The organism is Roseibaca calidilacus (assembly GCF_001517585.1).
Lineage (GTDB): Bacteria > Pseudomonadota > Alphaproteobacteria > Rhodobacterales > Rhodobacteraceae > Roseinatronobacter > Roseinatronobacter calidilacus.
The window spans coordinates 2,114,193-2,139,697 of record NZ_FBYC01000004.1 but is presented as its reverse complement, the minus strand read 5'-3'; the positions used below and the strand labels follow the sequence as shown (position 1 = coordinate 2,139,697).

29 protein-coding genes are annotated in these 25,505 nt (G+C 61.3%); 19 read left to right on the top strand and 10 right to left on the bottom strand.

Features of this window, described 5'->3' with window-relative positions; all coding sequences use genetic code 11:
- The first annotated feature begins 70 nt into the window (after positions 1–70).
- Positions 71–733 carry a helix-turn-helix domain-containing protein gene (locus AWT76_RS14080; protein WP_072246905.1) on the top strand — a complete coding sequence of 221 codons (663 nt, stop codon included), beginning with the start codon at positions 71–73 and terminating at the stop codon, positions 731–733.
- A 2-nt stretch (positions 734–735) separates the two neighbouring features.
- Here AWT76_RS14080 and AWT76_RS14075 read toward each other — a convergent pair whose 3' ends face one another.
- From AWT76_RS14075 to AWT76_RS14060, 4 genes are read right to left on the bottom strand one after another with little or no spacing between them, the layout of a single operon-like run.
- Positions 736–1,803 (bottom strand): heme-dependent oxidative N-demethylase family protein, encoded by a 1,068-nt coding sequence (locus AWT76_RS14075; protein ID WP_072246904.1) that lies wholly within the window; start codon positions 1,801–1,803, stop codon positions 736–738.
- Between the two features lie 13 nt (positions 1,804–1,816).
- Positions 1,817–2,779: a PDR/VanB family oxidoreductase gene (locus AWT76_RS14070; RefSeq protein ID WP_072246903.1), complete on the bottom strand. Its 963-nt coding sequence runs from the start codon at positions 2,777–2,779 to the stop codon at positions 1,817–1,819.
- A complete protein-coding gene (locus tag AWT76_RS14065) occupies positions 2,776–3,384 on the bottom strand; it encodes a dimethylamine monooxygenase subunit DmmA family protein (protein ID WP_072246902.1) in 609 nt (202 codons plus the stop codon). Before AWT76_RS14065 ends, AWT76_RS14070 begins: the two co-directional genes overlap by 4 nt.
- Positions 3,385–3,443: 59 nt before the next feature.
- Positions 3,444–4,580: an aminomethyl transferase family protein gene (locus AWT76_RS14060; RefSeq protein ID WP_072246901.1), complete on the bottom strand. Its 1,137-nt coding sequence runs from the start codon at positions 4,578–4,580 to the stop codon at positions 3,444–3,446.
- A gap of 373 nt (positions 4,581–4,953) precedes the next feature.
- Between AWT76_RS14060 and AWT76_RS14055 the strand changes: the two genes are divergently transcribed.
- The 5 genes from AWT76_RS14055 (at position 4,954) to purU (ending at position 10,230) form a co-directional block, all read left to right on the top strand.
- Positions 4,954–5,850 (top strand): class II glutamine amidotransferase, encoded by an 897-nt coding sequence (locus AWT76_RS14055; RefSeq protein WP_072246900.1) that lies wholly within the window; start codon positions 4,954–4,956, stop codon positions 5,848–5,850.
- A gap of 3 nt (positions 5,851–5,853) precedes the next feature.
- Positions 5,854–6,537 (top strand): GltB/FmdC/FwdC-like GXGXG domain-containing protein, encoded by a 684-nt coding sequence (locus AWT76_RS14050; RefSeq protein ID WP_072246899.1) that lies wholly within the window; start codon positions 5,854–5,856, stop codon positions 6,535–6,537.
- Between the two features lie 10 nt (positions 6,538–6,547).
- Entirely contained in the window at positions 6,548–7,891 is a 1,344-nt protein-coding gene (locus AWT76_RS14045) for an FMN-binding glutamate synthase family protein (protein ID WP_072247733.1), read from the top strand.
- 70 nt (positions 7,892–7,961) lie between these two features.
- On the top strand, positions 7,962–9,290 hold the full coding sequence (gene glnT, locus AWT76_RS14040) for a type III glutamate--ammonia ligase (RefSeq protein WP_072246898.1): 1,329 nt from the start codon (positions 7,962–7,964) through the stop codon (positions 9,288–9,290).
- Between the two features lie 55 nt (positions 9,291–9,345).
- Positions 9,346–10,230, top strand: a complete 885-nt coding sequence (gene purU, locus AWT76_RS14035) for a formyltetrahydrofolate deformylase (RefSeq protein ID WP_072246897.1) — start codon at positions 9,346–9,348, stop codon at positions 10,228–10,230.
- On the opposite strand, the gene AWT76_RS14030 is transcribed toward purU, so the two are convergent.
- Positions 10,206–11,234, bottom strand: coding sequence for a LacI family DNA-binding transcriptional regulator (locus AWT76_RS14030; protein WP_072246896.1), 1,029 nt, complete (start codon positions 11,232–11,234; stop codon positions 10,206–10,208). The genes purU and AWT76_RS14030 overlap by 25 nt on opposite strands.
- Before the next feature lie 158 nt (positions 11,235–11,392).
- Between AWT76_RS14030 and AWT76_RS14025 the strand changes: the two genes are divergently transcribed.
- The 7 genes from AWT76_RS14025 (at position 11,393) to AWT76_RS13995 (ending at position 17,798) form a co-directional block, all read left to right on the top strand.
- Entirely contained in the window at positions 11,393–11,590 is a 198-nt protein-coding gene (locus AWT76_RS14025; RefSeq protein WP_072246895.1) for a hypothetical protein, read from the top strand.
- Between the two features lie 25 nt (positions 11,591–11,615).
- Positions 11,616–12,770, top strand: coding sequence for a TRAP transporter substrate-binding protein (locus AWT76_RS14020; protein WP_072246894.1), 1,155 nt, complete (start codon positions 11,616–11,618; stop codon positions 12,768–12,770).
- A gap of 76 nt (positions 12,771–12,846) precedes the next feature.
- Positions 12,847–13,353, top strand: coding sequence for a TRAP transporter small permease (locus AWT76_RS14015; RefSeq protein WP_072246893.1), 507 nt, complete (start codon positions 12,847–12,849; stop codon positions 13,351–13,353).
- A 10-nt stretch (positions 13,354–13,363) separates the two neighbouring features.
- Complete coding sequence (locus AWT76_RS14010) at positions 13,364–14,692, top strand: TRAP transporter large permease (RefSeq protein ID WP_072246892.1); 1,329 nt, start codon at positions 13,364–13,366, stop codon at positions 14,690–14,692.
- A gap of 35 nt (positions 14,693–14,727) precedes the next feature.
- A complete protein-coding gene (gene hisD / locus AWT76_RS14005) occupies positions 14,728–16,044 on the top strand; it encodes a histidinol dehydrogenase (RefSeq protein WP_072246891.1) in 1,317 nt (438 codons plus the stop codon).
- Positions 16,044–16,799 carry an SDR family NAD(P)-dependent oxidoreductase gene (locus AWT76_RS14000; protein WP_072246890.1) on the top strand — a complete coding sequence of 252 codons (756 nt, stop codon included), beginning with the start codon at positions 16,044–16,046 and terminating at the stop codon, positions 16,797–16,799. The genes hisD and AWT76_RS14000 overlap by 1 nt, the downstream gene beginning before the upstream one ends.
- A gap of 9 nt (positions 16,800–16,808) precedes the next feature.
- Positions 16,809–17,798 (top strand): zinc-dependent alcohol dehydrogenase, encoded by a 990-nt coding sequence (locus tag AWT76_RS13995; RefSeq protein WP_072246889.1) that lies wholly within the window; start codon positions 16,809–16,811, stop codon positions 17,796–17,798.
- Positions 17,799–17,804: 6 nt separating this feature from the next.
- Here the strand turns inward: AWT76_RS13995 and AWT76_RS13990 are convergent, their stop codons facing one another.
- Together AWT76_RS13990 and AWT76_RS13985 are read right to left on the bottom strand one after the other, a co-directional pair.
- Complete coding sequence (locus AWT76_RS13990) at positions 17,805–18,269, bottom strand: YaiI/YqxD family protein (RefSeq protein ID WP_072246888.1); 465 nt, start codon at positions 18,267–18,269, stop codon at positions 17,805–17,807.
- Complete coding sequence (locus tag AWT76_RS13985; protein WP_072247732.1) at positions 18,256–18,975, bottom strand: GntR family transcriptional regulator; 720 nt, start codon at positions 18,973–18,975, stop codon at positions 18,256–18,258. Before AWT76_RS13985 ends, AWT76_RS13990 begins: the two co-directional genes overlap by 14 nt.
- Positions 18,976–19,097: 122 nt before the next feature.
- Between AWT76_RS13985 and AWT76_RS13980 the strand changes: the two genes are divergently transcribed.
- The 6 genes from AWT76_RS13980 to AWT76_RS13955 all read left to right on the top strand — a co-directional run bounded on the left by AWT76_RS13980 (position 19,098) and on the right by AWT76_RS13955 (position 23,299).
- Positions 19,098–20,126, top strand: coding sequence for an Ldh family oxidoreductase (locus AWT76_RS13980; RefSeq protein WP_218055482.1), 1,029 nt, complete (start codon positions 19,098–19,100; stop codon positions 20,124–20,126).
- Between the two features lie 27 nt (positions 20,127–20,153).
- Positions 20,154–20,450: a UxaA family hydrolase gene (locus tag AWT76_RS13975; RefSeq protein ID WP_072246886.1), complete on the top strand. Its 297-nt coding sequence runs from the start codon at positions 20,154–20,156 to the stop codon at positions 20,448–20,450.
- 12 nt (positions 20,451–20,462) lie between these two features.
- Positions 20,463–21,644: a UxaA family hydrolase gene (locus tag AWT76_RS13970; RefSeq protein ID WP_072246885.1), complete on the top strand. Its 1,182-nt coding sequence runs from the start codon at positions 20,463–20,465 to the stop codon at positions 21,642–21,644.
- Between the two features lie 63 nt (positions 21,645–21,707).
- Positions 21,708–22,724 carry a YeiH family protein gene (locus tag AWT76_RS13965; protein ID WP_072247731.1) on the top strand — a complete coding sequence of 339 codons (1,017 nt, stop codon included), beginning with the start codon at positions 21,708–21,710 and terminating at the stop codon, positions 22,722–22,724.
- A 133-nt stretch (positions 22,725–22,857) separates the two neighbouring features.
- Positions 22,858–23,019 carry a hemin uptake protein HemP gene (hemP, locus tag AWT76_RS13960; RefSeq protein WP_072246884.1) on the top strand — a complete coding sequence of 54 codons (162 nt, stop codon included), beginning with the start codon at positions 22,858–22,860 and terminating at the stop codon, positions 23,017–23,019.
- 40 nt (positions 23,020–23,059) lie between these two features.
- Positions 23,060–23,299, top strand: a complete 240-nt coding sequence (locus tag AWT76_RS13955) for a DUF1289 domain-containing protein (protein ID WP_072246883.1) — start codon at positions 23,060–23,062, stop codon at positions 23,297–23,299.
- Position 23,300: 1 nt separating this feature from the next.
- Here AWT76_RS13955 and AWT76_RS13950 read toward each other — a convergent pair whose 3' ends face one another.
- The 3 genes from AWT76_RS13950 to AWT76_RS13940 all read right to left on the bottom strand — a co-directional run bounded on the left by AWT76_RS13950 (position 23,301) and on the right by AWT76_RS13940 (position 25,471).
- Entirely contained in the window at positions 23,301–23,771 is a 471-nt protein-coding gene (locus AWT76_RS13950; protein WP_072246882.1) for a Dps family protein, read from the bottom strand.
- Positions 23,772–23,891: 120 nt separating this feature from the next.
- Entirely contained in the window at positions 23,892–24,320 is a 429-nt protein-coding gene (locus AWT76_RS13945; protein ID WP_072246881.1) for a hypothetical protein, read from the bottom strand.
- A 65-nt stretch (positions 24,321–24,385) separates the two neighbouring features.
- Positions 24,386–25,471 carry a THUMP domain-containing class I SAM-dependent RNA methyltransferase gene (locus AWT76_RS13940; protein WP_072246880.1) on the bottom strand — a complete coding sequence of 362 codons (1,086 nt, stop codon included), beginning with the start codon at positions 25,469–25,471 and terminating at the stop codon, positions 24,386–24,388.
- Positions 25,472–25,505: the final 34 nt, after the last annotated feature.

Sequence of the window (25,505 nt, the reverse complement as noted above, 5' to 3'; positions counted from 1 at the left end):
AACATTTCGCAGGCTCCTTGATGCCCTGATTTCCGAAGTCAATTGCCGCACTCACGCCGATAGGTGACCTATGACAACATTCGTCAAACCAACAGAGATTGCCGGGCGCGCCGCGCCATTGCGGCAAGACCCTCACAGCACCCGCGATGAACGCGAGAAAGTGCTTGAAGTGGCCATTGGGCGCGAAGTGCGCGCATACCGGCGGCAAAGGGGTATCACGGTGGCGGATTTGGCAGAGTTGACCGGACTGTCCATCGGGATGCTGTCGAAGATCGAGAATGGCAATACATCGCCATCCCTGACCACGTTGCAGGCGCTGTCGCACGCGCTGAGCGTGCCGTTGACCGCGTTTTTTCGTGGTTTCGAGGAACACCGCGAGGCGGTTCACACCCCGGCTGGCACCGGCGTAGAGATTGAGCGCGCCGGCACGCGGGCGGGGCATCAATACAATCTGCTGGGGCATATCGGGTCCAATGCCAGCGGGGTCATGGTGGAACCCTATCTTATTACCCTGACCCAAGAATCCGACATTTTCCCGACCTTTCAGCATGGCGGGATTGAAACGATCTATATGCTGGAAGGGGAATTGCAGTATCGGCACAGCGACACGCTTTACCCGCTGAAGCCGGGCGACACGCTGTTCTTCGACGCAGATGCGCCGCATGGGCCGGAAGTGCTGGAAAAGCTGCCGGCCCGATACTTGTCGATCATCTCCTACCCGCAAAGCGCCTGACATCACGTTTTCAGCGGCGGTTCGCTGTCCAGATCGGGCCAGATGCCGGGCGAGGTGGGCAAGCCATCATCAAAGCGCGACAAGTAATCCACGATAAGTGGGCGGTTGTCGATAAAGCCCTTATAGGTCGCCAGTTCCTCCGGCAGGTCGCGGATAACGCGGTGCAGGCGGCGGCCCCATTTGGGCACCGTCACAAGGTCTTGCAGCGCAATCAGGTAGCAGCGGATCGGAAACACCAGCGCGTTTGACCGGGGCAGGCGGAAGAAGGTCTGCAATTCGACACGCAAGTGTTGTTTGCGGCCGATATTCTCGGGCGTCAGCGTGGTCTTTTGAATGCCCCATTTATGGTAGTTTTCCGGGCTGGTATCTAGCAGCGGGTTGACTGTCATGGTCCAGTTCAGGCGCCGCGCTGGGCTGCCTTGCTGCACGTTCAGCAGGAATTTCAGCGCCCGTTTGAACACGCCCATTTCATGCGCCAGCGGCACCGGGGCGTGCCATTCGAAGAAATTCATCCCGATGTCGAAATCCAGCGACCAGTCGGCCTGCGTGGTGACCATGCCCGCATCCATCCACAGATTGTTCTCGCGCTGGTCCAGCACCGCGAAATCGCCTTGCGTCTGGCGGGTGATGTATTCCATGGGGCCATAGGGCAGGCTGGCTTCGTCCATAAAGGTGAATGTGTCGTCAATGCCCAAAGGCTTGTTGACCCAGCGCCATGTACTGCCGTCGCGGTGCAACTCGAACAGGTCGGGGTAATCTTCGGATTTGCTGACCATGATAAGTTCCAGCAGATCCCATCCTGCCAACGTCATATGCGGCAGCGATTGGCAGCGCAGCGGGTCATCCGCCAGCACAAGCGCGCGGTCGCGCATTTCCGAGATATAGTGCTCGTCCACGTCAAACCGCTTTGCATAGACCGACCCCTCCGGCCCGCCCCGGTGGCGTTCCATGTTGACCGAATACATGTAGCTGTCTTCGTGGAACGGGAAGGGAAAACGCCGGATCGCCCATTCCGAGTTGCGGAAGGTGTAGTCGTCGCGGAAAGTTTCGTCGTTGAACTGGATCGTCATGGTCCCGTCTCCTTTACCTGTCCAGCACCAGCCGGGTGCCTTCGAACCGGCTGACGCAGGGCATGATCTTGCTGCCGTCGCGTTCATCATCTTCCAACCAGTGATCGTGGTGCTGGAATGTGCCGTCATGCGCCAGCACGCGGGTTTCGCATTGCCCGCAAGCCCCGCCCCGGCATAGATAGGGCGCATCGACGCCCGCGCGCTCCATCGCTTCCAACAGGCTTTCATGTTCGCCCACGGTGATGGTCTTGCCCGATTGCGCCAGTTCCACCATGAAGGGTTTGCCCGATTGCGGGGCAAGGAATTCTTCGGAATGGACGGCCTCGGGCGGCCAGCCAAGGCGTTCGGCGGTGGACAGAACCCAGTCGATCATCCCGCGCGGGCCGCAAACATAGACATGCGTGCCCGGTGGCTGGCCCGACAGCAGCCGCTCCAGCGGGATTTTCTGGTTCTGATCGTCCAGATACAGGTTTATCCGCGCCGGATGGGCTGCGCGCAACTCATCGGCGTAGCTGGCCAAGGCGTGCGACCGGGCCGAATAATGCAATTCGAACGCGCCGCCGGTTGTTTGCAACTGCTTGATCTGCGCCACGAAGGGCGTGATCCCGATGCCGCCCGCGATCATCAGGTGTTTGCGCGCGGTCAGGTCCAGCGCGAACAGGTTGACCGGGTATCCCAGCACCAACCTGTCACCCACCCGCACCTTGTCATGCAGGAAGACCGACCCGCCGCGCCCGGCATCGTCGCGCCGCACGGATATGGCATATTGCGTGGGGTCCATCGGGTCGGACATCAGCGAATAGGGGTTCAAACGGGTCACGCCGCCGTCGCGCATTTCAACGACCGTATGCGCCCCACCGGAAAAGGGTGGCAACGGCTTGCCGTCGGCATGGGCGAATTCGAACCGGGTGACCAGATCATTCAGCTTGACCTTGGCGGTCACCACCACGGGCAGTTTTTCCAGACCGGCGCTCATGAATACAGCTCCACCGACGGGGGCACATTGCCGGGGTCTTCGGCATCTATGCAGACGCCCTGAAACGCGGCCAGTCGGCGCGAGTAATGGTCGCGCACGAACAGGTTCAGCCCGCAATGGCCGCATTGGAACGGGTCGGTCATCACTTCTTCCGTGATGCCTTTGCAATGCACGCATTGCACGCGCCGCGCGACCGAACCGCGATGTTCGGTCTGAATCGCAGATTTCGGGATGCCGATCTGCAAGGCCAGCGCTATGGCTTGTCCGATCAGCCCTTCGGTGCCCGCAAGGTAGAACTGCGCGCCCATGGGGGCCGCACTGAACACGCGCTGCAAACGCTGGGTGCAGGCCGCGTAGCTGGGCGCGATGTGCAAAATATCGGGTGCGGCGGCGCGAAGCTGGTCGCTAAACCCTGTGCCCGTGTCTTTCGGAATATAGATGACATGGGCGCGGCGCATCAGGTCCGGATTGGCCTTTGCCAAGGATAAAAGCGCCTCTGCCCCTTCGGCATCGGCAAGCATGATCTGCGCGGCACCCGCGCGCGGCGCGAGTTTGCCATAGGTCGGGCGGCTGGCAATGGAGGGGGGGAAGTCGAACGTGCTCATCCGGCGTGCATCTCCTGTCTGGCAGGGGCGCGCGTGGGGCCGCGCGCCCTGTTGGCGGCTTAGCCCTTGGCGGTGCGGCGCTTCTTGTCCGGGTCATAAAAGGGCATGGACTGCGCAACACACGGGATGTCGCCATCGGTGTTGCGCACCATCATCGGTGTGCCATCAACGGCGCAGTCCACTGGCATCCGGGCAATGCCCACATTGTGCTTGTTCAGGGACGAATACATGCCGATGGTCACGACGCCCACCTGCTTGCCGTCCTTCATCAGTGCCGCGCCCTCTTCGGCGGGGGTGGTGCCCTCTAGCTTGACACCGTAGATCTTGAAACGTTCCTTACCCTTCAGGCGGTAGTGTTCCTCTGCCCCGCGAAAGCCGGTCTTGCCTTTGGATACCGTGAAATCCAGCCCTAATTCCCACAGCGTATCGCCCGCTTTCTCATCCGCGAACGGATACATCTCGGAATTGTCATAGGGGTAGAATAGCAGGTAGCTTTCGGCGCGCAGCCAATCAAGCGTGGTAAAGCGCGTGGGGATAATGCCCATCGGCGCGCCGTGTTCAACCAGCGCATCCCAGATGGCCACGGCATCTTGCGCGCGGCAGAAAATCTCGTATCCGCGCTCGCCGGTATAGCCTGTGCGCGAAATCATCACCGGCTTGTCCCAGAGCATTGTTTGCGTGTGCGAGAAATAGGCCAGATCGCGGATGCCCGGAACGCCCTGCTTTTCAAGGAAATCCACCGCCAGCGGCCCCTGTAGCGATATGTCGTGCAGGTTGTCGTCAAAGCGGATATCCACGTCGCGGCCCGTCGCGGCCATGGTCAGTTGTTCATGCCCTTGGCCGGACCCATGCACGACCATGTAGGCATTCGGCCCGGTGCGGTAGATTACGCAATCGTCGATGAATTTGCCGTCATCGTTCAGCATGGTCGCGTAAGAACTGCGGCCCGGCTTGATCTTGTCGGCATTGCGCGTGGTGGCGCGGTCGATGACATGAAAGGCGTGCGGTCCGACCACATGCACCTTTTTCAGGCCCGACACATCCATGAACCCGGCCTTGGTGCGGATGGCCAGGTATTCCTCTTCCTGATCCTTGTCATAGCTCCAGGCCGTGCCCATGCCGGACCAGTCTTCAAGTGCCGACCCCATCGCGCGGTGCCGGTCTGCAAGTGCTGAAAAGCGCCAGGATTGCGTCATGTCTGTCTCTCCCATCAACAAGTGGCGCGTTTTGGTATGAATTGGTCCCTGTGGCCTGCGACCATGTGACCGATTCCACGCCTTTCTATGGAAAGCAGACCACATTGAGCCAAAAAATCAACATAAAAAGAAAATATTTTTCCCGTCAGGCAAAAATTTTGCCGTGACTGGGTATGAGGCGTGCACTCTTGGCTGCAATTGGTTCTAACTGGCCTGAGCTGGTCGGCCGATTGCCCGAATCGCGGTTTGCCCATTGCATAGGCAGTTCCTGCCCAAGATATTTCCGCTTAGGAAAAAATAATTCTTAACAGTTGATAGGCGTTTTGTTTGCTGCTAGCGTCGTGTCAACCTCAAGACCAAAAGGACACAAGCCATGTGCGGGATTGTCGGATTATTTCTGAAAGACAGGGCGCTTGAACCCCAGTTGGGGGCGCTGCTGACCGATATGCTGATTACAATGACGGATCGCGGGCCGGACAGCGCCGGGATCGCGATCTATGGTGCGGGGCAAGGTGGCCGCGCCAAGATGGCGGTGCAATCCGCGCAGCCCGACACCGATTTCGCCATGCTTGCCGATGACCTCTCGGCGGCGCTGGGCGCGCAAGTGGTGGCGCGCGTGGTCGATACGCATGCCGTAATTGACCTGCCTGCCGCCAAGGCCGACGCAGCGCGCGCGGCTTTGGCCGAATTGCGCCCCGGATTGCGGGTTATGAGCGATGGCGAGCGGATAGAGATCTTCAAGGAAGTCGGGCTTCCAAAAGACGTGGCCGCGCGCTTCAACCTGTCGGCCATGTCGGGCAGCCATGGCATTGGCCATACCCGCATGGCGACCGAATCGGCTGTCACGACGCAAGGCGCGCACCCGTTTTCAACCGGGGCAGACCAGTGCCTTGTTCATAACGGGTCGCTGTCGAACCATAACAGCCTGCGCCGCAAGCTGCGCGCGGCGGGTATGCGTATTGAAAGCGAAAACGACACCGAAGTGGGCGCGGCCTATCTAAGCTGGCGGATGCAGCAGGGCGCCAGCTTGGGCGAAGCGCTCGAATCCTCGATCGATGATCTGGACGGTTTTTTCACCTTTGTCGTTGGCACCAAGAACGGCTTTGGCGTGGTGCGTGACCCCATTGCCTGCAAGCCCGCTGTGATGGCGGAAACCGACCAATATGTCGCCTTCGGGTCCGAATACCGCGCGTTGGTCAACCTGCCGGGCATAGATACAGCCCGCGTCTGGGAACCCGAACCCGCCACCGTTTATTTCTGGAGCCACTGAGCCATGCAGACCATAGACCTTGCCACCCAGCCGCTGCGCGAGTTGAACGCAACGCTTCAGGCGCAGGCGGAACAGACCAATGCCACCCAATGGGAAGTGCTGAACCCGCGCGGCGCGCATGCCATCGCCGTAGGGCTGGACGCGCCCATTGACGTGACCGTGCGCGGCTCCACCGGCTATTATTGCGGCGGCATGAACAAGCAGGCGACGATCCATGTCACTGGCTCTGCCGGGCCGGGTGTTGCCGAAAACATGATGTCGGGCACCGTCATCATCGACGGGGACGCCAGCCAATACGCGGGCGCGACCGGGCGCGGCGGCTTGCTGGTTATCAAGGGCAACGCGTCCAGCCGCTGCGGCATTTCGATGAAGGGGATCGACATCGTGGTGCAGGGCAATATCGGCCACATGTCCGCCTTCATGGGGCAGGCGGGCAATCTGGTTGTCTGCGGCGATGCGGGCGATGCGCTGGGCGATTCGCTCTATGAAGCGCGGTTATTCGTGCGCGGGTCGGTCAAAAGCCTGGGTGCCGACTGCATAGAGAAAGAGATGCGCCCGGAACATCTGGAGATTCTGCGCGATCTTTTGGCGCGCGCAGGTGTGGACGCCAAACCGGAAGAGTTTCGGCGCTACGGCTCTGCCCGCAAGCTTTACAATTTCGACATCGACAACGCTGCGGCCTATTGAGGGGATGACCATGAAAGACGACGATCGCCGCATTCCGCGCACCTTGCCGATTCAGTCGGCGACATTCTCCAACCCGATCAATGCCGAGATCCGGCGCGCAGCCGCGACCGGGATTTACGATATCCGCGGCGGTGGCGCAAAACGCCGGGTTCCGCATTTTGACGATTTGCTGTTTCTGGGCGCATCGGTCAGCCGCTACCCGTTGGAAGGCTACCGCGAGAAATGCGACACCAGTGTCACGCTGGGCACGCGCTTTGCGAAAAAGCCGATCAAGTTGGATATTCCGATCACGATTGCGGGCATGAGCTTTGGCGCCTTGTCGGCCCAAGCCAAAGAAGCCTTGGGGCGCGGCGCGTCAGAGGCGGGCACGTCGACCACCACGGGCGATGGCGGCATGACCCCGGAAGAGCGCGGGCATTCCAAGACGCTGGTCTACCAGTATCTTCCCTCGCGCTACGGCATGAACCCGGACGATTTGCGCCGCGCCGATGCGATCGAGATTGTCGTCGGCCAAGGCGCGAAGCCCGGCGGGGGCGGCATGTTGTTGGGGCAGAAGATTTCTGACCGCGTGGCTGAAATGCGCACCTTGCCCAAGGGGATCGACCAGCGGTCCGCCTGCCGTCACCCGGATTGGACTGGCCCGGATGATCTGGAAATCAAGATACTGGAACTGCGCGAAATTACCGGCTGGCAAGTGCCGATCTATGTGAAGGTCGGCGGCACGCGACCGTATTATGACGTGGCGCTTGCGGTCAAGGCCGGGGCAGATGTCGTGGTGCTGGACGGGATGCAAGGCGGCACGGCGGCGACGCAGGATGTGTTCATTGAGCATGTGGGCCTGCCGACGCTGGCCTGTATTCGCCCCGCCGTGCGGGCGCTTCAGGATCTGGGTGTGCACCGCGAAGTGCAGCTGATCGTCTCTGGCGGTATTCGCACCGGGGCCGATGTGGCCAAGGCACTGGCGCTGGGCGCGGATGCGGTGAGCATTGGCACGGCGGCCATGATCGCGCTGGGCGACAACGACCCGAAATACGAAGCAGAGTATAATGCGCTGGGCACAACGGCGGGCGCCTATGACGACTGGCACGAGGGGCGTGACCCGGCAGGCATTACCACGCAAGACCCCGAGCTGGCCGCGCGGCTGGACCCGGTGGAAGCGGGCCGCCGCCTGCGCAATTACCTGAAGGTCATGACGCTGGAAGCCCAGACCATCGCGCGGGCGTGTGGCCACAACCACCTGCACAATCTGGAACCAGAGGATCTGTGCGCCCTGACCATGGAAGCCGCCGCCATGGCGCAAATTCCGCTAGCCGGGACGGATTGGTATCCGGGCAAGCCGGGCACAGGCTACTGATTCAGGGCGCGGGCTGGCAGATGCTGGCCCGCGTTTTTCGTTCAAGAACAAGATCAACAGGGGACACCGCATGACACTCGACCTAGCCCAATTTGCAGCCGACCGCGGCGTGAAATATTTCATGATTTCCTTTACCGACCTGTTCGGCGGTCAGCGCGCCAAACTGGTGCCCGCGCAGGCCATTGCCGATATGCAGGCCGATGGCGCGGGCTTCGCGGGCTTTGCAACATGGCTGGACATGACACCCGCCGACCCGGACATGCTGGCGGTCCCGGACCCCGATTCCGTCATCCAATTACCGTGGAAGCCAGAGGTCGCATGGGTCGCGGGCAATTGCGTGATGGAAGGGCAGGATGTGGCCCAAGCCCCGCGCAACGTGCTGCGCCGCCTGATTTCTGAGGCCGCCGACGAAGGCCTGCATGTCAAAACCGGGGTAGAGGCCGAATATTTCCTGCTGACCCCCGAAGGCGACGCCATTTCCGACCCGTTCGATACCGCAGAGAAACCCTGCTACGACCAGCAGGCCGTGATGCGCCGCTACGATGTGGTGCGCGAGGTCTGCGATTACATGCTGGATATGGGCTGGGGCCCGTATCAGAACGACCACGAGGACGCCAACGGCCAGTTCGAGATGAACTGGGAATTCGACGACATTCTGAAAACCGCCGACAAGCACAGTTTCTTCAAGTTCATGGTCAAATCGGTGGCCGAAAAGCACGGGCTGCGCGCGACCTTCATGCCCAAGCCGATCGAAGGGCTGACAGGGAATGGCTGCCATGTGCATATTTCCGTCTGGGATGCGCCGGGCAAGGATGCCAAGGCCAATGTTTTCGCCGGTGACGGCTCTGGCCAGACGGGCGAGGTCGGCCTGTCCGAGCGTGGCAAGCATTTCCTTGGCGGGATCATGAAACACGCAAGCGCCCTTGCTGCGATCACCAACCCCACGGTCAACAGCTACAAGCGGATCAACGCGCCGCGCACCATGTCGGGGGCGACATGGGCGCCCAATTCGGTAACATGGACCGGCAATAACCGTACCCATATGGTACGCGTGCCGGGGCCGGGGCGGTTCGAATTGCGCCTGCCTGATGGGGCCGCAAACCCCTATTTGTTGCAGGCGGTCATCATCGCAGCTGGCCTGAGCGGCATCCGCAGCAAGGCCGATCCCGGCCCCCGCCGCGATATCGACATGTATGCCGAAGGGCACAAGATTACCGACGCGCCCAAGCTGCCCCTGAACATGCTGGATGCCTTGCGCGCCTATGAAGACGATGCCGGCTTGATGGCGGCCATGGGCGAGGATTTCTCGCGCTCTTACCTGAAATTGAAGCACAAGGAATGGAATTCCTTCGTGTCGCATTTCAGCCGCTGGGAAAAAGACCACACGCTTGATATCTAACCCGCGACAGATCCCCGGCGGCCATCGCCGGGGGCATTTTTGAAGGACAGACCCCATGCCCAAATTCGCCCTGACCGTCACCTGCACCCGCGCGCGCGGGATTGTTGCCGCCATTGCAGGCTTTCTGGCCGAGCAGGGGTGCAACATTACCGATGCGTCGCAATTCGATGACATGCAAACCGGCAAATTCTTCATGCGTGTCAGTTTTGACAGTGAAACCGGTTCGGGTCTGGACGATCTGCAAGCCGCGTTTGGCCCGATCGCAGAGCCGTTCGGGATGGATTATGCCTTTCATGACGAAGCCGCGCGCATGAAGGTCATCATCATGGTGTCGCGTTTTGGGCATTGCCTGAATGATTTGCTCTATCGCTGGCGCATCGGCGCGCTGCCCATCGACATCGTGGCGGTCATCTCGAACCACATGGATTACCAGAAGGTCGTCGTGAACCACGACATACCCTTCCATTGCATCCCCGTGACCAAGGCCAACAAGCCGCAGGCAGAGGCCCGCATCATGGAAGTGGTCGAACAGACCGGCGCAGAGCTGATCGTGCTGGCGCGCTACATGCAGGTTCTGTCGGACGAGATGTGCCAGAAAATGTCGGGCCGGATCATTAATATCCACCACAGTTTTTTGCCCAGCTTCAAGGGCGCGAATCCTTACAAGCAGGCCTTTGAGCGCGGGGTGAAGCTGATTGGCGCGACCTCTCACTATGTGACCGCCGATCTGGACGAAGGCCCGATCATCGAACAAGACATCGTGCGCGTGACACATGCCCAGTCACCCAGCGATTATGTCAGCCTTGGGCGCGATGTCGAAAGCCAGGTTCTGGCCCGCGCCATCCATGCGCATATTCACCGCCGGGTGTTCCTGAACGGGAATAAAACGGTGGTGTTCCCGGCCTCTCCGGGGTCTTATGCGTCTGAACGTATGGGGTAGGCGGCCGTAGAGGCGCGGATGACCGGGATGACCGGCAACACCAGCCGTTCACATTCCGTGACCTGTCCGCTTAGCCGCCGCAACACCATGGCGGCGGCTTCGGCACCGATCCGGGTTGCGGGTATGTCCACCGTGGTCAGGGCCGGGGACAGATGTGCGCTGACGTCGATATTGTCGATCCCGATGAAAGACAAGGCCCTCGGCACCGCAATGCCGCGCGCCTGCGCTTCCAACATCGCGCCCATGGCCAGCAGGTCCATGGTGCCGATGATGGCAGTGGGGCGCGCGGCCTGCTCAAGAATTGCGGCGCAACCGCTGCGCCCGGCCATGACATTGGGGGGCTGTTCTGAAACCAGCGCATCCGGCAAATCCAGCCCCGCGCGTGCCAGTGCAGCACGAATGCCCGCCACCCGCGCCGCTTGCCGGTCGTTGATCGCCATGTCGCCACAAATCACGCCAAGGCGGCAATGCCCAAGGTCCAGTAGGTGCTGCGCGGCCAATTCCCCGGCGTGATGATTGTCCACTAACACGCGGTCAAAGCCCTCGCGCCCTTCCCAAAGCTGCACCAAGGGCAATTCGGCGCTGTCGATCAAAGCCCATGTGGTTTGCGGGCGCGCGCCCCCCACCACCACAAGCGCATCCACCCCGTGCGAGATAAGTTGCGACAAGGCGGCCGCCTCTGCCGCAGGGTCGTATTCATGCGAAGCGATCAGCAACTGGTAGCCATTGGCCGACAGCGTTTTCTGCATTTCTTGTAATGTCGCCGAAAAGACCGGGCTGGCAAGGGTTGGCACCGCCACACCCACCGTGTTCGACCGCCCCGACACAAGCGCGCGTGCGCGGCGGTTGGGCACATAGCCCATGCTGGCGGCAACCCTGCGCACGCGCTCCAGCGTTTCGGGCTGCACAAGGCCCGGTTTCGACAAGGCACGCGAAACAGTGGCGATGGATGTATCGCAAGCGGCGGCAATGTCGATCAGCGTGGGTTTGGTGCGTTTTGTCATGTGTTCTGTGTGGAATGTAAATTTTACATAGCACGTTCGCCTCTGCGCGTTCAATTATTTTATATAAACTATACAGAAATGATTTGACTCGCGCCGTTGCCTATGTAAGCGTTTACAAAAGCCCTGAGGCTTGCATGAAACGCATGGGGAGAGGCGTCATGTCACGATGGGAAAATCTGGCTTTGCTGGCATCCTTGGTGCTGTTTTCGGGGTATTTCGGGCATGTGATCTATGCCGCCAGCACGCGCAGCCCGATCCTGAATGTTCGCATGGAAGCAATTTTGCTAGCCATTTCGGTGCTTTGCTTTGCCGCTGGCAGCCTTGGGCGTGAAGCGCGCAAGCGCAAGAAGAACTGACCAACATCTAGGGAGGAGACAGGTCATGACGGATAAGACAACACGGACAGAACTGCAAAGCGCAGAGCGGCGCAATTTCCTGAAGCTTGCCACCACGGGCAGCTTTACCGCCGCCGTGGTTGCGGGGGCCGCGGGCACGCTGTGGTCGTCCGAGGCGGCAGCGCAAACCGCCGCTGAAGAACGCGAGCGTCAGGCTGCAGCAGAGCATGTCATGACCATTGCCACCGCCTATGTGCTTGGCGCGACCCGCAGCTATCCGATCATGCAGTTGGATCTAAAGGAAAACATCCAGAACGCCACCAACGGCAAGGTCTATGTCCGGCTGGCGCCGGGCGGTCAGCTTGGGTCGGAGGGTGAACTGGTCAGCGGCGTGCAGAATGGCGCAATTCAATGCGCGCAGCACTCGCTTGCCAACTTTGCGCCTTTTGCGCCTGTCACGGACCTGATCAACCTTCCCTATCTGTGCGGGTCGAACCAGCGTTTCGTGAACCTTGTGAATTCGGAAGCCTGGATCAATAACGTTCACCCCAAGGTCGAAGAGCGCGGCTTCAAGCCCCTGTTCTACATTGTCATCGACCCGCGTGTGGTTGCCCTGCGCAAGGGAATCGAAAACCCTGCTTTGGTGCCGTCCGACCTGCGTGGCGTGAAATTCCGCGTCCCCGGTTCGCTGATGTTGCAGCAATATTACTCGATGGCGGGTGCGAACCCGACGCCGGTTGCTTGGGGCGAAACGCCGTCGGCGATCACACAGGGTGTAGCCGATGCGCTTGACCCGTCCGTGGGCGCGTTGAACGTGTTTGGCTTCCGCGACCTCCTCAGCCATGTCACTTTCAACCAGCCGGTGCCGGACAGCCAAGTTTATTCGATGAACCTTGAATGGTTCAATTCCATGCCCTCCGATGTCCAAGACGGAATCGAGGAAGCAGGCCGCATCACCATGATGCAGAACCTTGCCAAGGTGCCTTCGGCGCGCAACTACGCCATGGCCGAAATGCGCAAGGCGGGCGTGCAATTCCACAGCCTGAGCGAAGACCAGCTGAACGAATGGCGCGAAACCGTGGGCTACCAGCGCAGCGAGTGGGACAGTTTCAAAATGGAACTCGCAGGCGACATGGACACGTTCAACGGGCTGGCCGAAGCGGCCGAGACCTATGCCGGTATTCCGGTGGATGACGCCTAAAGGCCTGTTGCCCGCCGGGCCATCTGGCCCGGCGGTGCGCCTTATCTGACCAGATACCGACCGAAAGGGACCGGCCATGCTGCGCGCATTGGACCGCAATGCTGAACGCTGGGCATTGCTTTTCTTCTACATCCTGCTTGTCACCACCATGGTGGTCGAGGTGATCCGCCGCGAAGTTCTGTCCTATTCGTCTATCTGGGGCGAAGAACTGGTGCGGTATTCCTTTATCTACCTTGTCTGGATCGGGGCTTCGGCAGCGATCAAGGACCGCGCACATATCCGCATTGACGTGATTTTTCACGCGCTGCCGCACCGCGCGCAGACGCTGCTGTATCTGTTGGGCGACCTGATCATGCTGGCGGTGGCGGTGGCCGTCGTCATCTGGTCGTGGCACGCGGTCGACACCTCTATGCGGTTTGGGTCCGTTACTGACGGGCTGCGCGTGTCGAAGGTCTATTTCCTGCTGGCGGTACCGATAGGCTTCAGCATGGTCACGGCGCGATTGCTGCAATCCATCTGGCGCGACATCGGCACGCTGCGCCGCGATGAGCCGCCATTCACCGGCGAAAAACTGTTCGACTGAGGGGGCCGCTATGCAGTGGACACTGGAACAATTTACGGTCGAACTGGGCTGGGATTTCTACCTGCCGCTGATCGTCTTTTTCGTGCTGATCGCGCTGGGCGTGCCGATCTGGGCCTGTATCGGTGTGGCGTCTATCGGCATTCTGTATATGTCGCAGGCCTTGCCCCTTGGCGTCGTGGGCGAAACGCTGTTCGGCGGTATTGACCATTTCGCGCTGACGGCGGTGCCCTTGTTCATCCTGACGGGTGACGTTTTGGTGCGCACCGGCCTGTCGCGCAAGTTTCTGGACGTGGCCGATGCGCTGACCTGCTGGGCGCGCGGTGGCTTCGGCTCTGCGACGGTGCTCGTGTGCGGCATGTTCTCTGCCATCTCGGGATCGGATGCGGCGGGTGCTGCTGCCGTGGGCCGCATGACAATCGACCGGCTGGTGGAGGCAGGCTATTCCCGCCCCTATGCCTGCGCGCTGGTCGCGTCGGGTGCCTGCACCGGCATCCTGATCCCGCCCTCGATTGCCTATATCGTTATCGGCCTTGTGCTGGGCATATCGGCCAGCACGCTGTTCAAGGCGGCGATCATTCCGGGCCTGCTGATCCTGCTGTCGATCCTTGTCACCAACATCATCGTCAGCCGCAAGATGGCCAAGGCCGAAGGGCAGTTGATGAGCTTTGGCGAATGGGCCGCGAACTTGGGCCGTGTGCTGGGCAAGGGCTGGTATGCCTTCATGATCCCCGGCATCATTTTTTACGGCATCTTCTCTGGTCGTCTTACGCCAACCGAAGCCGGTGCTGCCGCCGTCAGCGTGACCATCGCCATGGGGTTCCTGCTGGGCACGCTGAAGATTTCGGATTTCCCGTCGATGATGATCTCTTCTGCGAAGGTCAACGGTGTGATCCTGCCCATCGTGGCGTTTTCGCTGCCGTTGTCGCAGGCCATGGCCGTCATCGGTGTGCCGCAGGGCTTTGTTTACGCCATGACCACGGTGTCGGAAAACCCGGTCATCATCATCTTGCTGATGATCTCGATCCTGATCATCGCGGGCTGCGTGATGGAAACGACGCCGAATATCGTGATCCTTGCGCCGCTGATGTTCCCGCTGACGCAGGAAATCGGCATGAACGATGTGCAATTCTGCATCATGATGATCACCACGCTGGGGGTCGGGTTCATTACCCCGCCTTTGGGGCTGAACCTGTTCGTGGTGTCCGGGCTGACGGGCGAATCAATCCTGAAAATTGCCTATCGCGCCATTCCCTTCATGGTTCTGATGCTGGTGGTCGTGCTGATGATCGCCTTCATCCCTGCGATTTCAACAACCTTCTTGCCGCCGCTCTTGCGCTGAGCGCGGCTGCCCAACCCAAGACAAAGGAAAGACAGATGGCGACGACCTATCTGAAAAAAGCCGAGAAGACGCCGGAAACCAATTCTGCCGAAGCGCAGCGCGTGGTGAACGAAATGTTGGCCCGGATAGAGGCCGAGGGCGAAGCGGCGGTCAAGCATTACGCCAAAGTGCTGGACAAATGGGATGGCGCGATCCTTGTCACCCGAGAGGAGATGGACGCCCGCGCCGCCGAAGTGCCCGATCAGGTGAAAGAAGACATCGCTTTCGCGGTCGAACAGGTCCGCACCTTCGCTGTGGCGCAACGCGACTCGGTCAAGGATTTTGAAATGACCATGCCGTCAGGCCTGACTGCCGGGCAAAAATGGGTGCCCTGCAACGTGGCGGGCTGCTATGTGCCGACGGGGCGGTATGCGCATATCGCGTCGGCCTGCATGTCGGTGGCGACTGCCAAAGCTGCGGGCGTGAAAACCGTAATCGCCTGCTCTACCCCTTACCGCGGGGGGGGCATGCACCCCTATGTGCTATACGCCATGCGCGAAGCGGGTGCGGATATTGTTCTGACCTTGGGCGGCGTGCAGGCGATTGCCGCCATGGCCTATGGGCTGTTCACCGGCAAGCCCGCCGATGTGATCGTTGGGCCGGGCAACAAATTCGTGGCCGAAGCCAAACGCACCCTGTTCGGCAAAGTGGGGATTGATGTGTTTGCCGGCCCGTCCGAAATTGGGATCATCGCGGATGGGGCGGCTGACCCCGAAATCGTCGCGGTTGATCTGGTGGGGCAGGCCGAACATGGCCACGAATCCCCCGCATGGCTGTTCACCGATGACAAGGCTTTGGCTGAATCCGTCATGGCGCGCGTGCCCGAATTGATCGCCACCCTGCCCGAACCCGCCCGCGAAGCGGCAGATGCCTCATGGCGCGACTATGGCGAGGTGATCTTGTGCGATACCCGCGAGGAATTGGTCGAGGTGTCGGATGTCTACGCGTCCGAGCATCTGGAACTGCATTGCACCGATCTGGACTGGTGGATGGCGAACCTGACCAATTACGGCAGTCTGTTCGTGGGCGAGGAAACCACTGTCGCCTATGGCGACAAGTGTTCCGGCCCGAACCACATTCTGCCCACGAAATACGCCGCCAAATATTCGGCCGGTCTGTCGGTGCATAAATTCCTGAAACCCCTGACATGGCAGCAAGCCGACCGCGCGGCCAGCAAGGAATTGGGCATCCGCACCGCCCGTATTTCGCGGTTGGAGGGGATGGAGGCGCATGCCCGCACCGCCGATGTGCGCTTGGCCAAATACTACCCCGGTCATAATTTCGACCTTGGCGCGCCGGTCGAGTCTGTCTGATGCGTCTGGCGCATTTGTTCGACCTGAGTGGTCGGCGCGCGTTGGTGACGGGCGGAAATTCCGGCATCGGTCTGGCTATGGCGCGCGCATTGGGGTTGGCCGGGGCATCGGTCGTCCTTGCTGCCCGCGCGCCCGATAAGCTGGATGCGGCGGTGGCGGAACTGGCCGCTGACGGTATCGCGGCCAGCGCCCACCCAACCGATCTGGCCGACCCTGCCGCGCTGGCGGGGCTGGCCGACGCGGCGGGCGAGGTGGACATTCTGGTGAATGCCGCCGGGGTCAACCTGCGCGAACCTTACGCGCAGGTCACGGCAGAGGCGTTCGATTTGCACATGGCGCTGCACCTGCGCGCGCCGTTCTTGCTGGTGCAGCATTTGGCGCCGGGTATGGCTGCGCGCGGTTGGGGGCGGGTGCTGAACATCGCGTCCCTGCAATCGGTGCGTGCCTTCGCCAATTCCGCGCCCTATGGGGCGGCCAAAGGGGGCGTTGTGCAACTGACCCGCGCCATGGCAGAGGAATTCTCGGGCCAAGGCATCACCTGCAACGCGATCGCGCCGGGGTTTTTCCCCACACCGCTGACAGCACCTGTCTTTGGCAACCCGGATCTGGCTGCCGCAAATGCCGCGCGCACGGCGATCGGGCGCAATGGCACGCTGGAAGACCTGCACGGGGCGACTGTGTTCCTATGCTCGGACGCGTCGGGATACATTACCGGGCAGACGCTTTTCGTCGATGGCGGCTTTACTGCGAAATAAGGACAGACCATGCGCGCGTTACTCTATACCGGGCCGAACCAGATGGAATTGACCGACCTGCCCGCGCCGGTGCCTGCGGCGGGCGAGGTTCTGGTCGCGGTTCATGCCGTGGGCATTTGCGGGTCCGACATGCACGCGTATCACGGGCATGACGACCGCCGCCCCGCGCCCTTGGTGCTGGGGCATGAGGCGGCAGGGATCGTCGCAGACGGCCCCCGCAAGGGGCAGGCGGTGGCGATAAACCCGCTGGTGGTGGACCCCGATTGCCCGGCGGTGAAAGCGGGCCGCCCGCATCTGTCGCCCAGCCGCGCGATCATCTCCATGCCGCCGCGCCCCGGCGCTTTCGCGGATTATGTCACCATCCCCGAACGCAACCTGCTGCCCATTCCCGATGGCCTGTCGATGCGTGACGCTGCGCTGGCCGAACCCGTCGCCGTGTCGTGGCACGCCATGCGGATCGGGTTGGAACGGCTGGGGCAAACGGAGCCGCGCGTGCTGGTGCAAGGCGCGGGTGCAATTGGCGTGGCCGCGGCTTTGGTTGCGCGGCATATGGGTGCGGCCAGCATTCATGTGGCCGAACCCCATGCAGGCCGCCGCGCGACCCTTGCGCCGGAAGCGGGGATCAAGACGTTCGACCCCACCAGCCATGACCCCGGCGCAGATGCCTTCGATCTGGTGATTGACGCGGTGGGCGCTGCGGCCACCCGCGCCGATGCATCGCGCCTAGTACGGCCCGGCGGGGTGATCGTGCATGTGGGCCTGCTGCCGGGGCAAGAGGGCTATGACATTCGCCGCATCACGCTACAGGAGATCTGCGTGACAGGGTCTTATTGCTACACGCCGCAAGACTTTGCCGATGCCTTGGCAGCCCTTGGGGCAGGGGCCTTGGGCGCGTTGGGCTGGGTCGAAACTCGCGCGCTGGATGAGGGCGCGCAAGCCTTTGCCGATCTGGACGCAGGCCGCGTGAATGCGGCCAAGATCGTATTGCAAGTTGTCTGAGGTGGCTCAGGCACGTTTGGCCCGTTGCATGGCCCGCTCCAGACCGTCCAGAAACCGCGCGCGGTCGGCCTTGGAAAAGCTGCGCCCGCGCCCTTGGTGGAACGGGTCGGCGGCGCGCACATCAGCCATCAGGTCGCGCGTGGCCAACACGCTGCCGATATTGGCTTCTGACAATTCCGACCCGTCATGGCGCAAAACCTGCGCGCCCGCCGCCACGCATTTGGCGGCCAGCGGAATGTCGGACGTGACCACGATGTCCCCCGGCCCGGCGCGATCCGCGATCCATTTGTCGGCCTCATCGGCACCTGCGCTGACGATCACAGTGTCCACCAGCGGGTTTTGCGACGGGCGTATCCCGCCGTTCGAGACGATCACCATGCGCGCCCGGTGCCTTGTGCCGACGCGCTCGACCTCTGATTTGACCGGGCAGGCGTCTGCATCGACATAGATGATCGGATCAGACTTCGGCATGGTAATGCACAGCGCCGGTGTTGATGTAGGACACACGCAATTCCAGCGGTGCACCGTTATAATCTACCGCAACCCGGTGCACGCGCAGAATGGGGGTGCCTGCCGCCAGCCCCAATTCACGCGCGCAATCGGCATCTACCGCACAAGCCGTGACCTGTTCCAAGGCGCGAAACACGCTTGCGCCGAATTCGGTCTGGTATAGCTGATACAACGTGTTTGGCAGAGGGTCGGGCGTTGCCAGCAAGCTGCCGAAGCGCGCGGCATCCAGCACGATCTGTTCATAAATCAGCGGCACCCCGTCGCCATCGCGCACGCGGGTGATGCAGAGGATGTCGGCCCCCGTGGCCAGACCCAGAGCGGCGGCTTCCTCTGGGGTGGCCGTGCGGCGCGCGCGGTCCAGCACCCGGCTTTCGGGGTGAAAGGTGGTGCCATCGACGCGGCGCAGGTTGAAGAAGCGAAACAGCACTGCGTCGCTGTCGTGGCTGGACACAACCGTGCCTTTGCCCTGCCTGCGTTGCACCAGCCCTTCGGCAGCCATGTCCAAGAGCGCCTTGCGCAGGGTGCCAACCGCGACGCCGTATTCCTCTGCCAGCCGTGTTTCGGACGGCAGAAAAGTGCCCGGCGACCATTCGCCGGATTCGATGCGTGCCAGCATAAGATCGCGCAACTGCTGGTGAAGCGGCTGGGATACTGGGCGCAGGGACATGGACACCTCCGAATAAAACGATTTCATGTATTTACCCGTAAAAATCGGAAAACCCAACGGGAAAGCGGTAAGGGCATTGACCTTACTTTATCATATAAACTATATAGAAGTGAAGCGAGAGAATGACAGCACCAGAATCGGACCGATCCTCCATGGCAACCACCACGATCAGCCTTGTAGATGCGCGCCAGTTGGTGGTTGACGTGTTCGGCAAAGCAGGAATGCCCGCGCCTCTGGCCGAGCACGCAGCGCGCGCCCTGGTCATGGCAGAGCAAGAGGGGTTGCCCTCGCATGGGTTGGCCCGCGCGCCGTTTTATGCTGCGCAAATGGTGACGGGGAAGGTGGTGGCGGATGCGGCCCCGACCGTCACACGCGACGGCGCGGTCATCCGGGTGGATGCAGGGTTCGGGCTGGCCTTTGCCGCGATCGACGCTGCTGCCCTGGCCGCGCGCGATGTGGTGCGCGAGTTGGGCGTGGCCGTGGTCAGCGTGACGCGGTCGCACCATTTCGGGGTGGCCGGGCAGGCGGTGGAACCTTTCGCCCGCGAAGGGTTGATCGCGCTGGCCTTCGCCAATGCACCCGCTGCCATGGCCCCTTGGGGCGGCAACAAACCGCTTTATGGCACGAATCCCATCGCCTTTGCCGCGCCCCGCGCGCAGGGCGATCCGCTGCTGATTGACCTGTCGCTAAGCCATGTCGCGCGCGGCAAGGTGATGCTGGCGCAAAAGGCGGGCCAACCCATTCCCGAAGGCTGGGCGCTGGATGTGGATGGCAACCCGACCACAGATGCCGATGCCGCTATGGCGGGCACGATGGTGCCGTCGGGTGGGGCCAAGGGCGCGGCGCTCGCGCTGATGGTGGAATTGCTGACCGCAGGGCTTGCGGGTGCGCATTTCGCCTATCAGGCCAGCTCGCTCTTCGATGACAAAGGGCCAGCCCCGAATCTTGCGCATTTCATGCTGGTGCTGGACCCTGCGCGCTTTGGCCCCGGTTTCACGGACCGGGCCGAAGCCATGTTCACCGCGATAGAGGCACAGGACAGCGCGCGCCTGCCCGGTGCCCGCCGCATGGCGGACCGCGCCGCCCGCGCCGCGCAGATCGAGATTTCGCAACAGCTTTACGACACGCTCACGGGCCTCGCCCGTGGCTAGACACCTCATCTAAAAGGGAGAGAGGACATGACCGCAAACACCCACCCCCAATTGCTTGTCCATGACAAGGTCGACAATGTCGGCGTTGTCGTGGTCGAGGGGCTGACCGCCGGCACCGACATGCTATGCGTCTGCACCGAGGATAACTCTGATTTCCGCCTGACCGCCAAGGCCGATATTCCCATCGGTCACAAGGTTGCGCTGAAGGATCTGGCCGAGGGCGACACCGTTATCAAATACGGTGAAGATATTGGCCGCATGGTGGGCAGCGCCGAGATTGGCGGCCATGTCCACACCCACAACATGAAAACCAAGCGCTGGTAAGGGGGACCGACCATGGCATTCGATTTTTCTCAAGATACGGTCAAGGCATGGCGCCGTGAAAACGGCCGTGTGGGTGTGCGCAACCACGTCCTGATCCTGCCGGTGGATGACATTTCCAACGCGGCCTGTGAAGCTGTGGCCAATAACGTCAAGGGCACCATGGCCATTCCGCACGCTTATGGGCGCTTGCAGTTCGGAGAGGATCTGGACCTGCATTTCCGCACCATCATCGGCACCGGGGCCAACCCCAATGTGGCGGCTGTGGTCGTCATCGGGATTGAACCGGAATGGACCAAGATCATCGTTGATGGCATTGCCAAGACCGGCAAGCCGGTCGAAGGGTTCTGGATTGAACAGAACGGCGATTTCGAGACCATCCGCCGGGCAAGCTGGAAGGCCAAGGAATACGTTCAATGGGCGACAGAGCTTCAGAAAGAAGACTGCCCCGTGACCGATCTGTGGGTGTCCACCAAATGCGGCGAATCCGACACCACCACCGGCCTGTCCTCCTGCCCCACGGTTGGCAACATGTATGACAAGCTGCTGCCGCATGGGTTGTATGGCGTGTTCGGCGAAACCTCGGAAATCACCGGGGCGGAACATATCTGCGAGAAGCGCGCAGCGAATCCGGAAGCGGCGGCCAAGTTCATGAAAACATGGCAGGCCTATACCGATGACGTGATCGAACAGTTCAAGACCTCTGATCTGTCCGACAGCCAGCCGACCAAGGGCAATATTCTGGGCGGCCTTTCGACTATTGAGGAAAAGGCGCTGGGCAACCTTGAGAAAATTGGCCGCACCAGCACCTATATTGACGTGCTGGAACCGGCAGAGGCACCGGCCAAGGGCGCGGGGCTGTATTTCATGGACACGTCATCGGCCGCGGCGGAATGCGTGACGCTGATGGCGGCGGCGGGCTATGTCATCCACACCTTCCCCACGGGGCAGGGCAACGTGGTTGGCAACCCGATTGTGCCGGTTATCAAGATATCGGGCAACCCGCGCACCCTGCGCACCATGTCCGAACATATTGACGTGGATGTGACCGGTGTGTTGCGGCGCGACATGACCATCGACCAGGCGGGTGACAGCCTGATCGAGATGATAAAGCGCACCGCCAATGGCCGCCTGACCTGCGCCGAGGCGCTGGGCCACCGCGAATTCTCGATGACCAAGCTTTACCGCTCGGCCTGATCGGGGCAAAACCAAATGGGGGCGCGCAGATTCGTGCGCCCCTTTTTTATGCGAAAGACCACCATGCCCAAGCTGACCGACCTGACCGCCCGTGCAAAGCCGCTTCTGCCGGGGCTGATGCTAAGCGCCACCATCGCCGCGGCGGCCAGTTTCCTTGGCGCGCATTACGGTGCGCCGGTCATGCTGTTCGCGCTGCTGCTGGGGATGGCGTTCAACTTCATGCACACGGACGGCCCTTGTGGTCCGGGCGTTGATTTTGCCGCGAAATTCGTGTTGCGGCTGGGGGTGGGGTTGCTGGGGATCCGAATTGCGCTGGACGATATGGCGCAGATCGGGCTGTCCGGCGCGGCGCTTTTGGTCGGGCTGATCGCGGCCACCATTGCCACCGGGTTCATTGCGGCCCCTTTGTTCAAGCGGCAATGGCGCTTTGCGTTGCTGACGGGTGGGGCGGTGGCGATTTGCGGGGCCTCTGCCGCTTTGGCCATTGCCGCCGTCATCCCGCATAATGACAAGACCGAACGCAATACGCTGTTTACGGTCATGGCCGTGACCGCGCTGTCGACCATCGCCATGGTCCTTTACCCACTGCTGTTCGGCGGCTTGGGCTTTACCGAGGTGGAACAGGGTTTCCTGATCGGGGCCACCATCCATGACGTGGCGCAGGTCGTTGGCGCGGGCTTTACGGTGTCCGATACGGCAGGCGAAACCGCGACCATCACCAAGCTGTTTCGGGTGGCCATGCTGCCTGTGGTGCTGATCGTGATCGGGCTGGTGCTGCGCGCCAGCGGGGCAGGGCAGGGCACCGGGCGCGTGGCGCTTTTGCCATGGTTCATGGTGCTGTTTCTGGCGCTTGTTGGTTTGGGCAGCGTGGTGGAATTACCTGTGATCTTGGTCGAGCAGGTCAACACCCTGTCCCGTGTCTGCCTTGTAACCGCGATTGCGGCATTGGGCGTCAAAACCTCGCTGAAAGCACTTGCTGCGGTTGGGCCGGGGCATATGGCGATTGTCGTGGTCGAAACGCTGGTGCTGCTGGGTTTGGCCATGGCGCTGTTGCTGGCCTTCCACCCCATCCAAGGCTAGGCTTGACTATTCCGACAGAACTTGTCAGATAAGAGCTTGCCTAGCCAACCAAGATAGCCCGGCGCACATTCAGATCAGTCAGCCGTGCCACCATGACCAGCCAAACGCAAATCCCTGCCGCCCATGGTGCGGTATGGTAAACGATGAAAAATCTGCCGCAGGGACTGAAGCACCCTTGCCTGTGCATCAGGCCGAAGACCTGACCGCGAAGGGCAGCACCGCGACAATCCTGCTGGACGGGCAAATCTATACCCTGCGCATCACGCGCGGTCGCAAATTGATCCTGACCAAGTAACCCCAGCCCGCGTTATCGCAACGCCAAGCCCGGACCTGAAATGAGCAAAATCCCCTCTCCCTGTATCGGTGTGTGCAAGTTCAAGCGCGAAGGCCATTGCATTGGCTGTTCGATGACCAAGGATCAGAAATCGCTGTTCAAGAAGTTGAAGAAAGAAAAACACCAGCATGCCTTTCTGGACATGCTGGTGCATCAACAAAGCGATCTGGGCAAGTATTCGCACTGGCCTGTCGCCTATCGCAAGCGCTGCGACAAGAAGGGTGTCAAGGCGCTGGTTTGATTTAACCCAGATGCGCGCGCAGCAGCCAAGCGAATTTTTCGTGCACCTGACCGCGCGAAATGGCCAGATCCTGCGTCAGCATATCGCCGTTTTCTTCGGCAACGGCAGCGGTGCCTGCCAAGGTAGAGGCCAGGGTTTCCTGTGCGTCGGCCAAGATGCGGATCATATCCTCGGCAGAGGCGTGCCCGTCATGCTCTGCAACCTTGGAGCGCTTCAGCATTTCTGACAGGCGACCTTCGGCATGGCCACCCAGAATTTTGACCCGCTCGGCCAGATCATCTTGCGCTTCAAAGTGGTCTTCGTAGATTTTCTGGAAAAGGTCATGCAGGGGGCCGAAAGCCATACCTTTGACATTCCAGTGAAAATTCTGTGCCAACATGGTTGTTACGGCGGTTTCGGCCACGCTTTGCGTCAGCGCGTCGCAAATCGCCTCTTGGGCGGATGTGGTCAATTGAGCGGCTGTCTGGGTCATGCGCAACCCTCCTGTCATAAATTGGAATTGGGCGCGGGACTGGCTGGCGCATAGCTGGCGGCCCGCTTCCAACAAGGTAGGCGGAACCGCGCACGCATTCAAGAGGTTTTTAGAAATATTCTAAATCCGAGAGAATTTGTAGGTCTCATCCTCGTCCAAACGCGCGGCAAGCTGGGCAGCCAGCCAGCCGACAGAGCGCCGGTAATGCAAGGGTAGGCGGGCACGCAGCAGGAAAGTCGCGCTTGTGTGGTCCTCGCGGGTGATGGCGGACAGAAGCGCCAGCAACCAATCTTCATCGAAAGAGCGTTCTGCGGCGGCGACGGTGTGAATGACTGGTGGCTTGGGCAGCGCCTGCACCAGCGCACGCAGCAAGGCGTCTGCATAGACCTGCGCCGATTGCGCCGGGCTATGGTGCAACAATGCGCAGGCTTCAAGCACCGGCATACGGGCTTTGGCGCGACAGGTGCGCATCAGAACCCGCAACAATGTCAGGGCGGCATCACTGCGCTGCGGTTGTGGATTCGTGTCGAACTGGCGAAGTGTTTGCATCGGATCATCCCATTCCCGAGCGTTATACTCTGGAATATGGGCTTTGACCAGTGCAATCGCAACGGTCAGAGCGGCCCGGATTGAAATAGCCGCACCCTTAGCCCGCCATGCGGAATCGGCGGGCCGCCGTCCAGTTTTAGGCCGGTGGTATGGGCCAGCTTGGCATCCGTCGTCACCAGCCCGACGCGCCAGCCTTGAAACTGTTCCGTCAACACTTTGCCCAAGCTGGCATACAGCCCGTAAAGCTGGCCGATATTGCCGATCCGGCCACCATAGGGCGGGTTGACCATGACCAGACCGGGCGGGCCATCGGGCCGGGTCAGCGCGCTGATGGGCTGGCAAGCAAAGCTGGTCCAATCCGCCACACCTGCGCGCTCGGCATTCGCGCGGGCACCCTGAATCGCGCCTTGGTCGCGATCATACCCGTAATACCGCAGCACCGGCGGATGAGAGATGTCCGGCGCAGCAGTTAGGCTGCGCACCCCGGCGAATTGCTCAAAGGCAAAGCTACGCGCGCGACCGGGGGGCAGCCCGGCGGCGATTTCGGCGGCTTCTAGCAGAAACGTGCCCGACCCGCACATCGGGTCCAGCACCGGCTGGGTTCCGTCATAGCCCATCTGCCGCAGGAACCCGGCGGCCATGGTTTCGCGCAAGGGGGCTTTGCCGGTGAATTGCTTGAAGCCGCGTTTATGCAGCCCCTCGCCCGAGGTATCGACAGAGATGGTCGCCAGATCATCGTCGATTCGCAGCATCACGCGCAGCCCATCCGCCGCAATGGGCGCGCCCACGCTGTCGGCAATCGCGCGCTCCAAACGCTCTGCCGCCGCTTTCTGGTGGTAGATGCGCGAGCGCGTGCAGCTTGCCTCGACCCGCACAGGCACATCGGGGCGCAGCCACTCGGCCCAAGGCAGCTTGTGCAACCGTTTGTCCAATTGCGCCAGATGCATTGCGCGGAATTCACCGATGCGCAGCATAACCCGGCTGGCCAAGCGGCTTTCGCGGTTGGCGCGGGCAACTTCCGCCAGCCCGCCGGTAAATTCCACCCCGCCGGGCAGCGCCGTTGCACCGGGTAGCCCCAAGCCTTGCGCCTCTGCCAGAAGCAGCGGTTCAAACCCCGGCAGGCAGGCCATGAATATTGTGTGATCGCTCATGGCCCCCGCACTAGGGCCAAAAACCCGGATTGGC

Excerpts from the sequence above, each read along its gene's own strand:
- AWT76_RS13995 (WP_072246889.1), top strand. The coding sequence starts at position 16,809 with ATGCGCGCGTTACTCTATACCGGGCCGAACCAGATGGAATTGACCGAC.
- AWT76_RS14065 (WP_072246902.1), bottom strand. The coding sequence starts at position 3,384 with ATGAGCACGTTCGACTTCCCCCCCTCCATTGCCAGCCGCCCGACCTAT.
- purU (WP_072246897.1), top strand. The coding sequence starts at position 9,346 with ATGCCCAAATTCGCCCTGACCGTCACCTGCACCCGCGCGCGCGGGATT.
- AWT76_RS14010 (WP_072246892.1), top strand. The coding sequence starts at position 13,364 with ATGCAGTGGACACTGGAACAATTTACGGTCGAACTGGGCTGGGATTTC.
- AWT76_RS14055 (WP_072246900.1), top strand. The coding sequence starts at position 4,954 with ATGTGCGGGATTGTCGGATTATTTCTGAAAGACAGGGCGCTTGAACCC.
- AWT76_RS14025 (WP_072246895.1), top strand. The coding sequence starts at position 11,393 with ATGTCACGATGGGAAAATCTGGCTTTGCTGGCATCCTTGGTGCTGTTT.
- AWT76_RS14060 (WP_072246901.1), bottom strand. The coding sequence starts at position 4,580 with ATGACGCAATCCTGGCGCTTTTCAGCACTTGCAGACCGGCACCGCGCG.
- AWT76_RS14030 (WP_072246896.1), bottom strand. The coding sequence starts at position 11,234 with ATGACAAAACGCACCAAACCCACGCTGATCGACATTGCCGCCGCTTGC.
- AWT76_RS13950 (WP_072246882.1), bottom strand. The coding sequence starts at position 23,771 with ATGACCCAGACAGCCGCTCAATTGACCACATCCGCCCAAGAGGCGATT.
- AWT76_RS13945 (WP_072246881.1), bottom strand. The coding sequence starts at position 24,320 with ATGCAAACACTTCGCCAGTTCGACACGAATCCACAACCGCAGCGCAGT.
- AWT76_RS14000 (WP_072246890.1), top strand. The coding sequence starts at position 16,044 with ATGCGTCTGGCGCATTTGTTCGACCTGAGTGGTCGGCGCGCGTTGGTG.
- AWT76_RS14045 (WP_072247733.1), top strand. The coding sequence starts at position 6,548 with ATGAAAGACGACGATCGCCGCATTCCGCGCACCTTGCCGATTCAGTCG.
- AWT76_RS13980 (WP_218055482.1), top strand. The coding sequence starts at position 19,098 with ATGACAGCACCAGAATCGGACCGATCCTCCATGGCAACCACCACGATC.
- AWT76_RS13940 (WP_072246880.1), bottom strand. The coding sequence starts at position 25,471 with ATGAGCGATCACACAATATTCATGGCCTGCCTGCCGGGGTTTGAACCG.
- hemP (WP_072246884.1), top strand. The coding sequence starts at position 22,858 with ATGGTAAACGATGAAAAATCTGCCGCAGGGACTGAAGCACCCTTGCCT.
- glnT (WP_072246898.1), top strand. The coding sequence starts at position 7,962 with ATGACACTCGACCTAGCCCAATTTGCAGCCGACCGCGGCGTGAAATAT.
- AWT76_RS14020 (WP_072246894.1), top strand. The coding sequence starts at position 11,616 with ATGACGGATAAGACAACACGGACAGAACTGCAAAGCGCAGAGCGGCGC.
- AWT76_RS14015 (WP_072246893.1), top strand. The coding sequence starts at position 12,847 with ATGCTGCGCGCATTGGACCGCAATGCTGAACGCTGGGCATTGCTTTTC.
- AWT76_RS13985 (WP_072247732.1), bottom strand. The coding sequence starts at position 18,975 with ATGTCCCTGCGCCCAGTATCCCAGCCGCTTCACCAGCAGTTGCGCGAT.
- AWT76_RS13965 (WP_072247731.1), top strand. The coding sequence starts at position 21,708 with ATGCCCAAGCTGACCGACCTGACCGCCCGTGCAAAGCCGCTTCTGCCG.
- AWT76_RS14070 (WP_072246903.1), bottom strand. The coding sequence starts at position 2,779 with ATGAGCGCCGGTCTGGAAAAACTGCCCGTGGTGGTGACCGCCAAGGTC.
- AWT76_RS13970 (WP_072246885.1), top strand. The coding sequence starts at position 20,463 with ATGGCATTCGATTTTTCTCAAGATACGGTCAAGGCATGGCGCCGTGAA.
- hisD (WP_072246891.1), top strand. The coding sequence starts at position 14,728 with ATGGCGACGACCTATCTGAAAAAAGCCGAGAAGACGCCGGAAACCAAT.
- AWT76_RS13990 (WP_072246888.1), bottom strand. The coding sequence starts at position 18,269 with ATGCCGAAGTCTGATCCGATCATCTATGTCGATGCAGACGCCTGCCCG.
- AWT76_RS14050 (WP_072246899.1), top strand. The coding sequence starts at position 5,854 with ATGCAGACCATAGACCTTGCCACCCAGCCGCTGCGCGAGTTGAACGCA.
- AWT76_RS14080 (WP_072246905.1), top strand. The coding sequence starts at position 71 with ATGACAACATTCGTCAAACCAACAGAGATTGCCGGGCGCGCCGCGCCA.
- AWT76_RS13975 (WP_072246886.1), top strand. The coding sequence starts at position 20,154 with ATGACCGCAAACACCCACCCCCAATTGCTTGTCCATGACAAGGTCGAC.
- AWT76_RS13955 (WP_072246883.1), top strand. The coding sequence starts at position 23,060 with ATGAGCAAAATCCCCTCTCCCTGTATCGGTGTGTGCAAGTTCAAGCGC.
- AWT76_RS14075 (WP_072246904.1), bottom strand. The coding sequence starts at position 1,803 with ATGACGATCCAGTTCAACGACGAAACTTTCCGCGACGACTACACCTTC.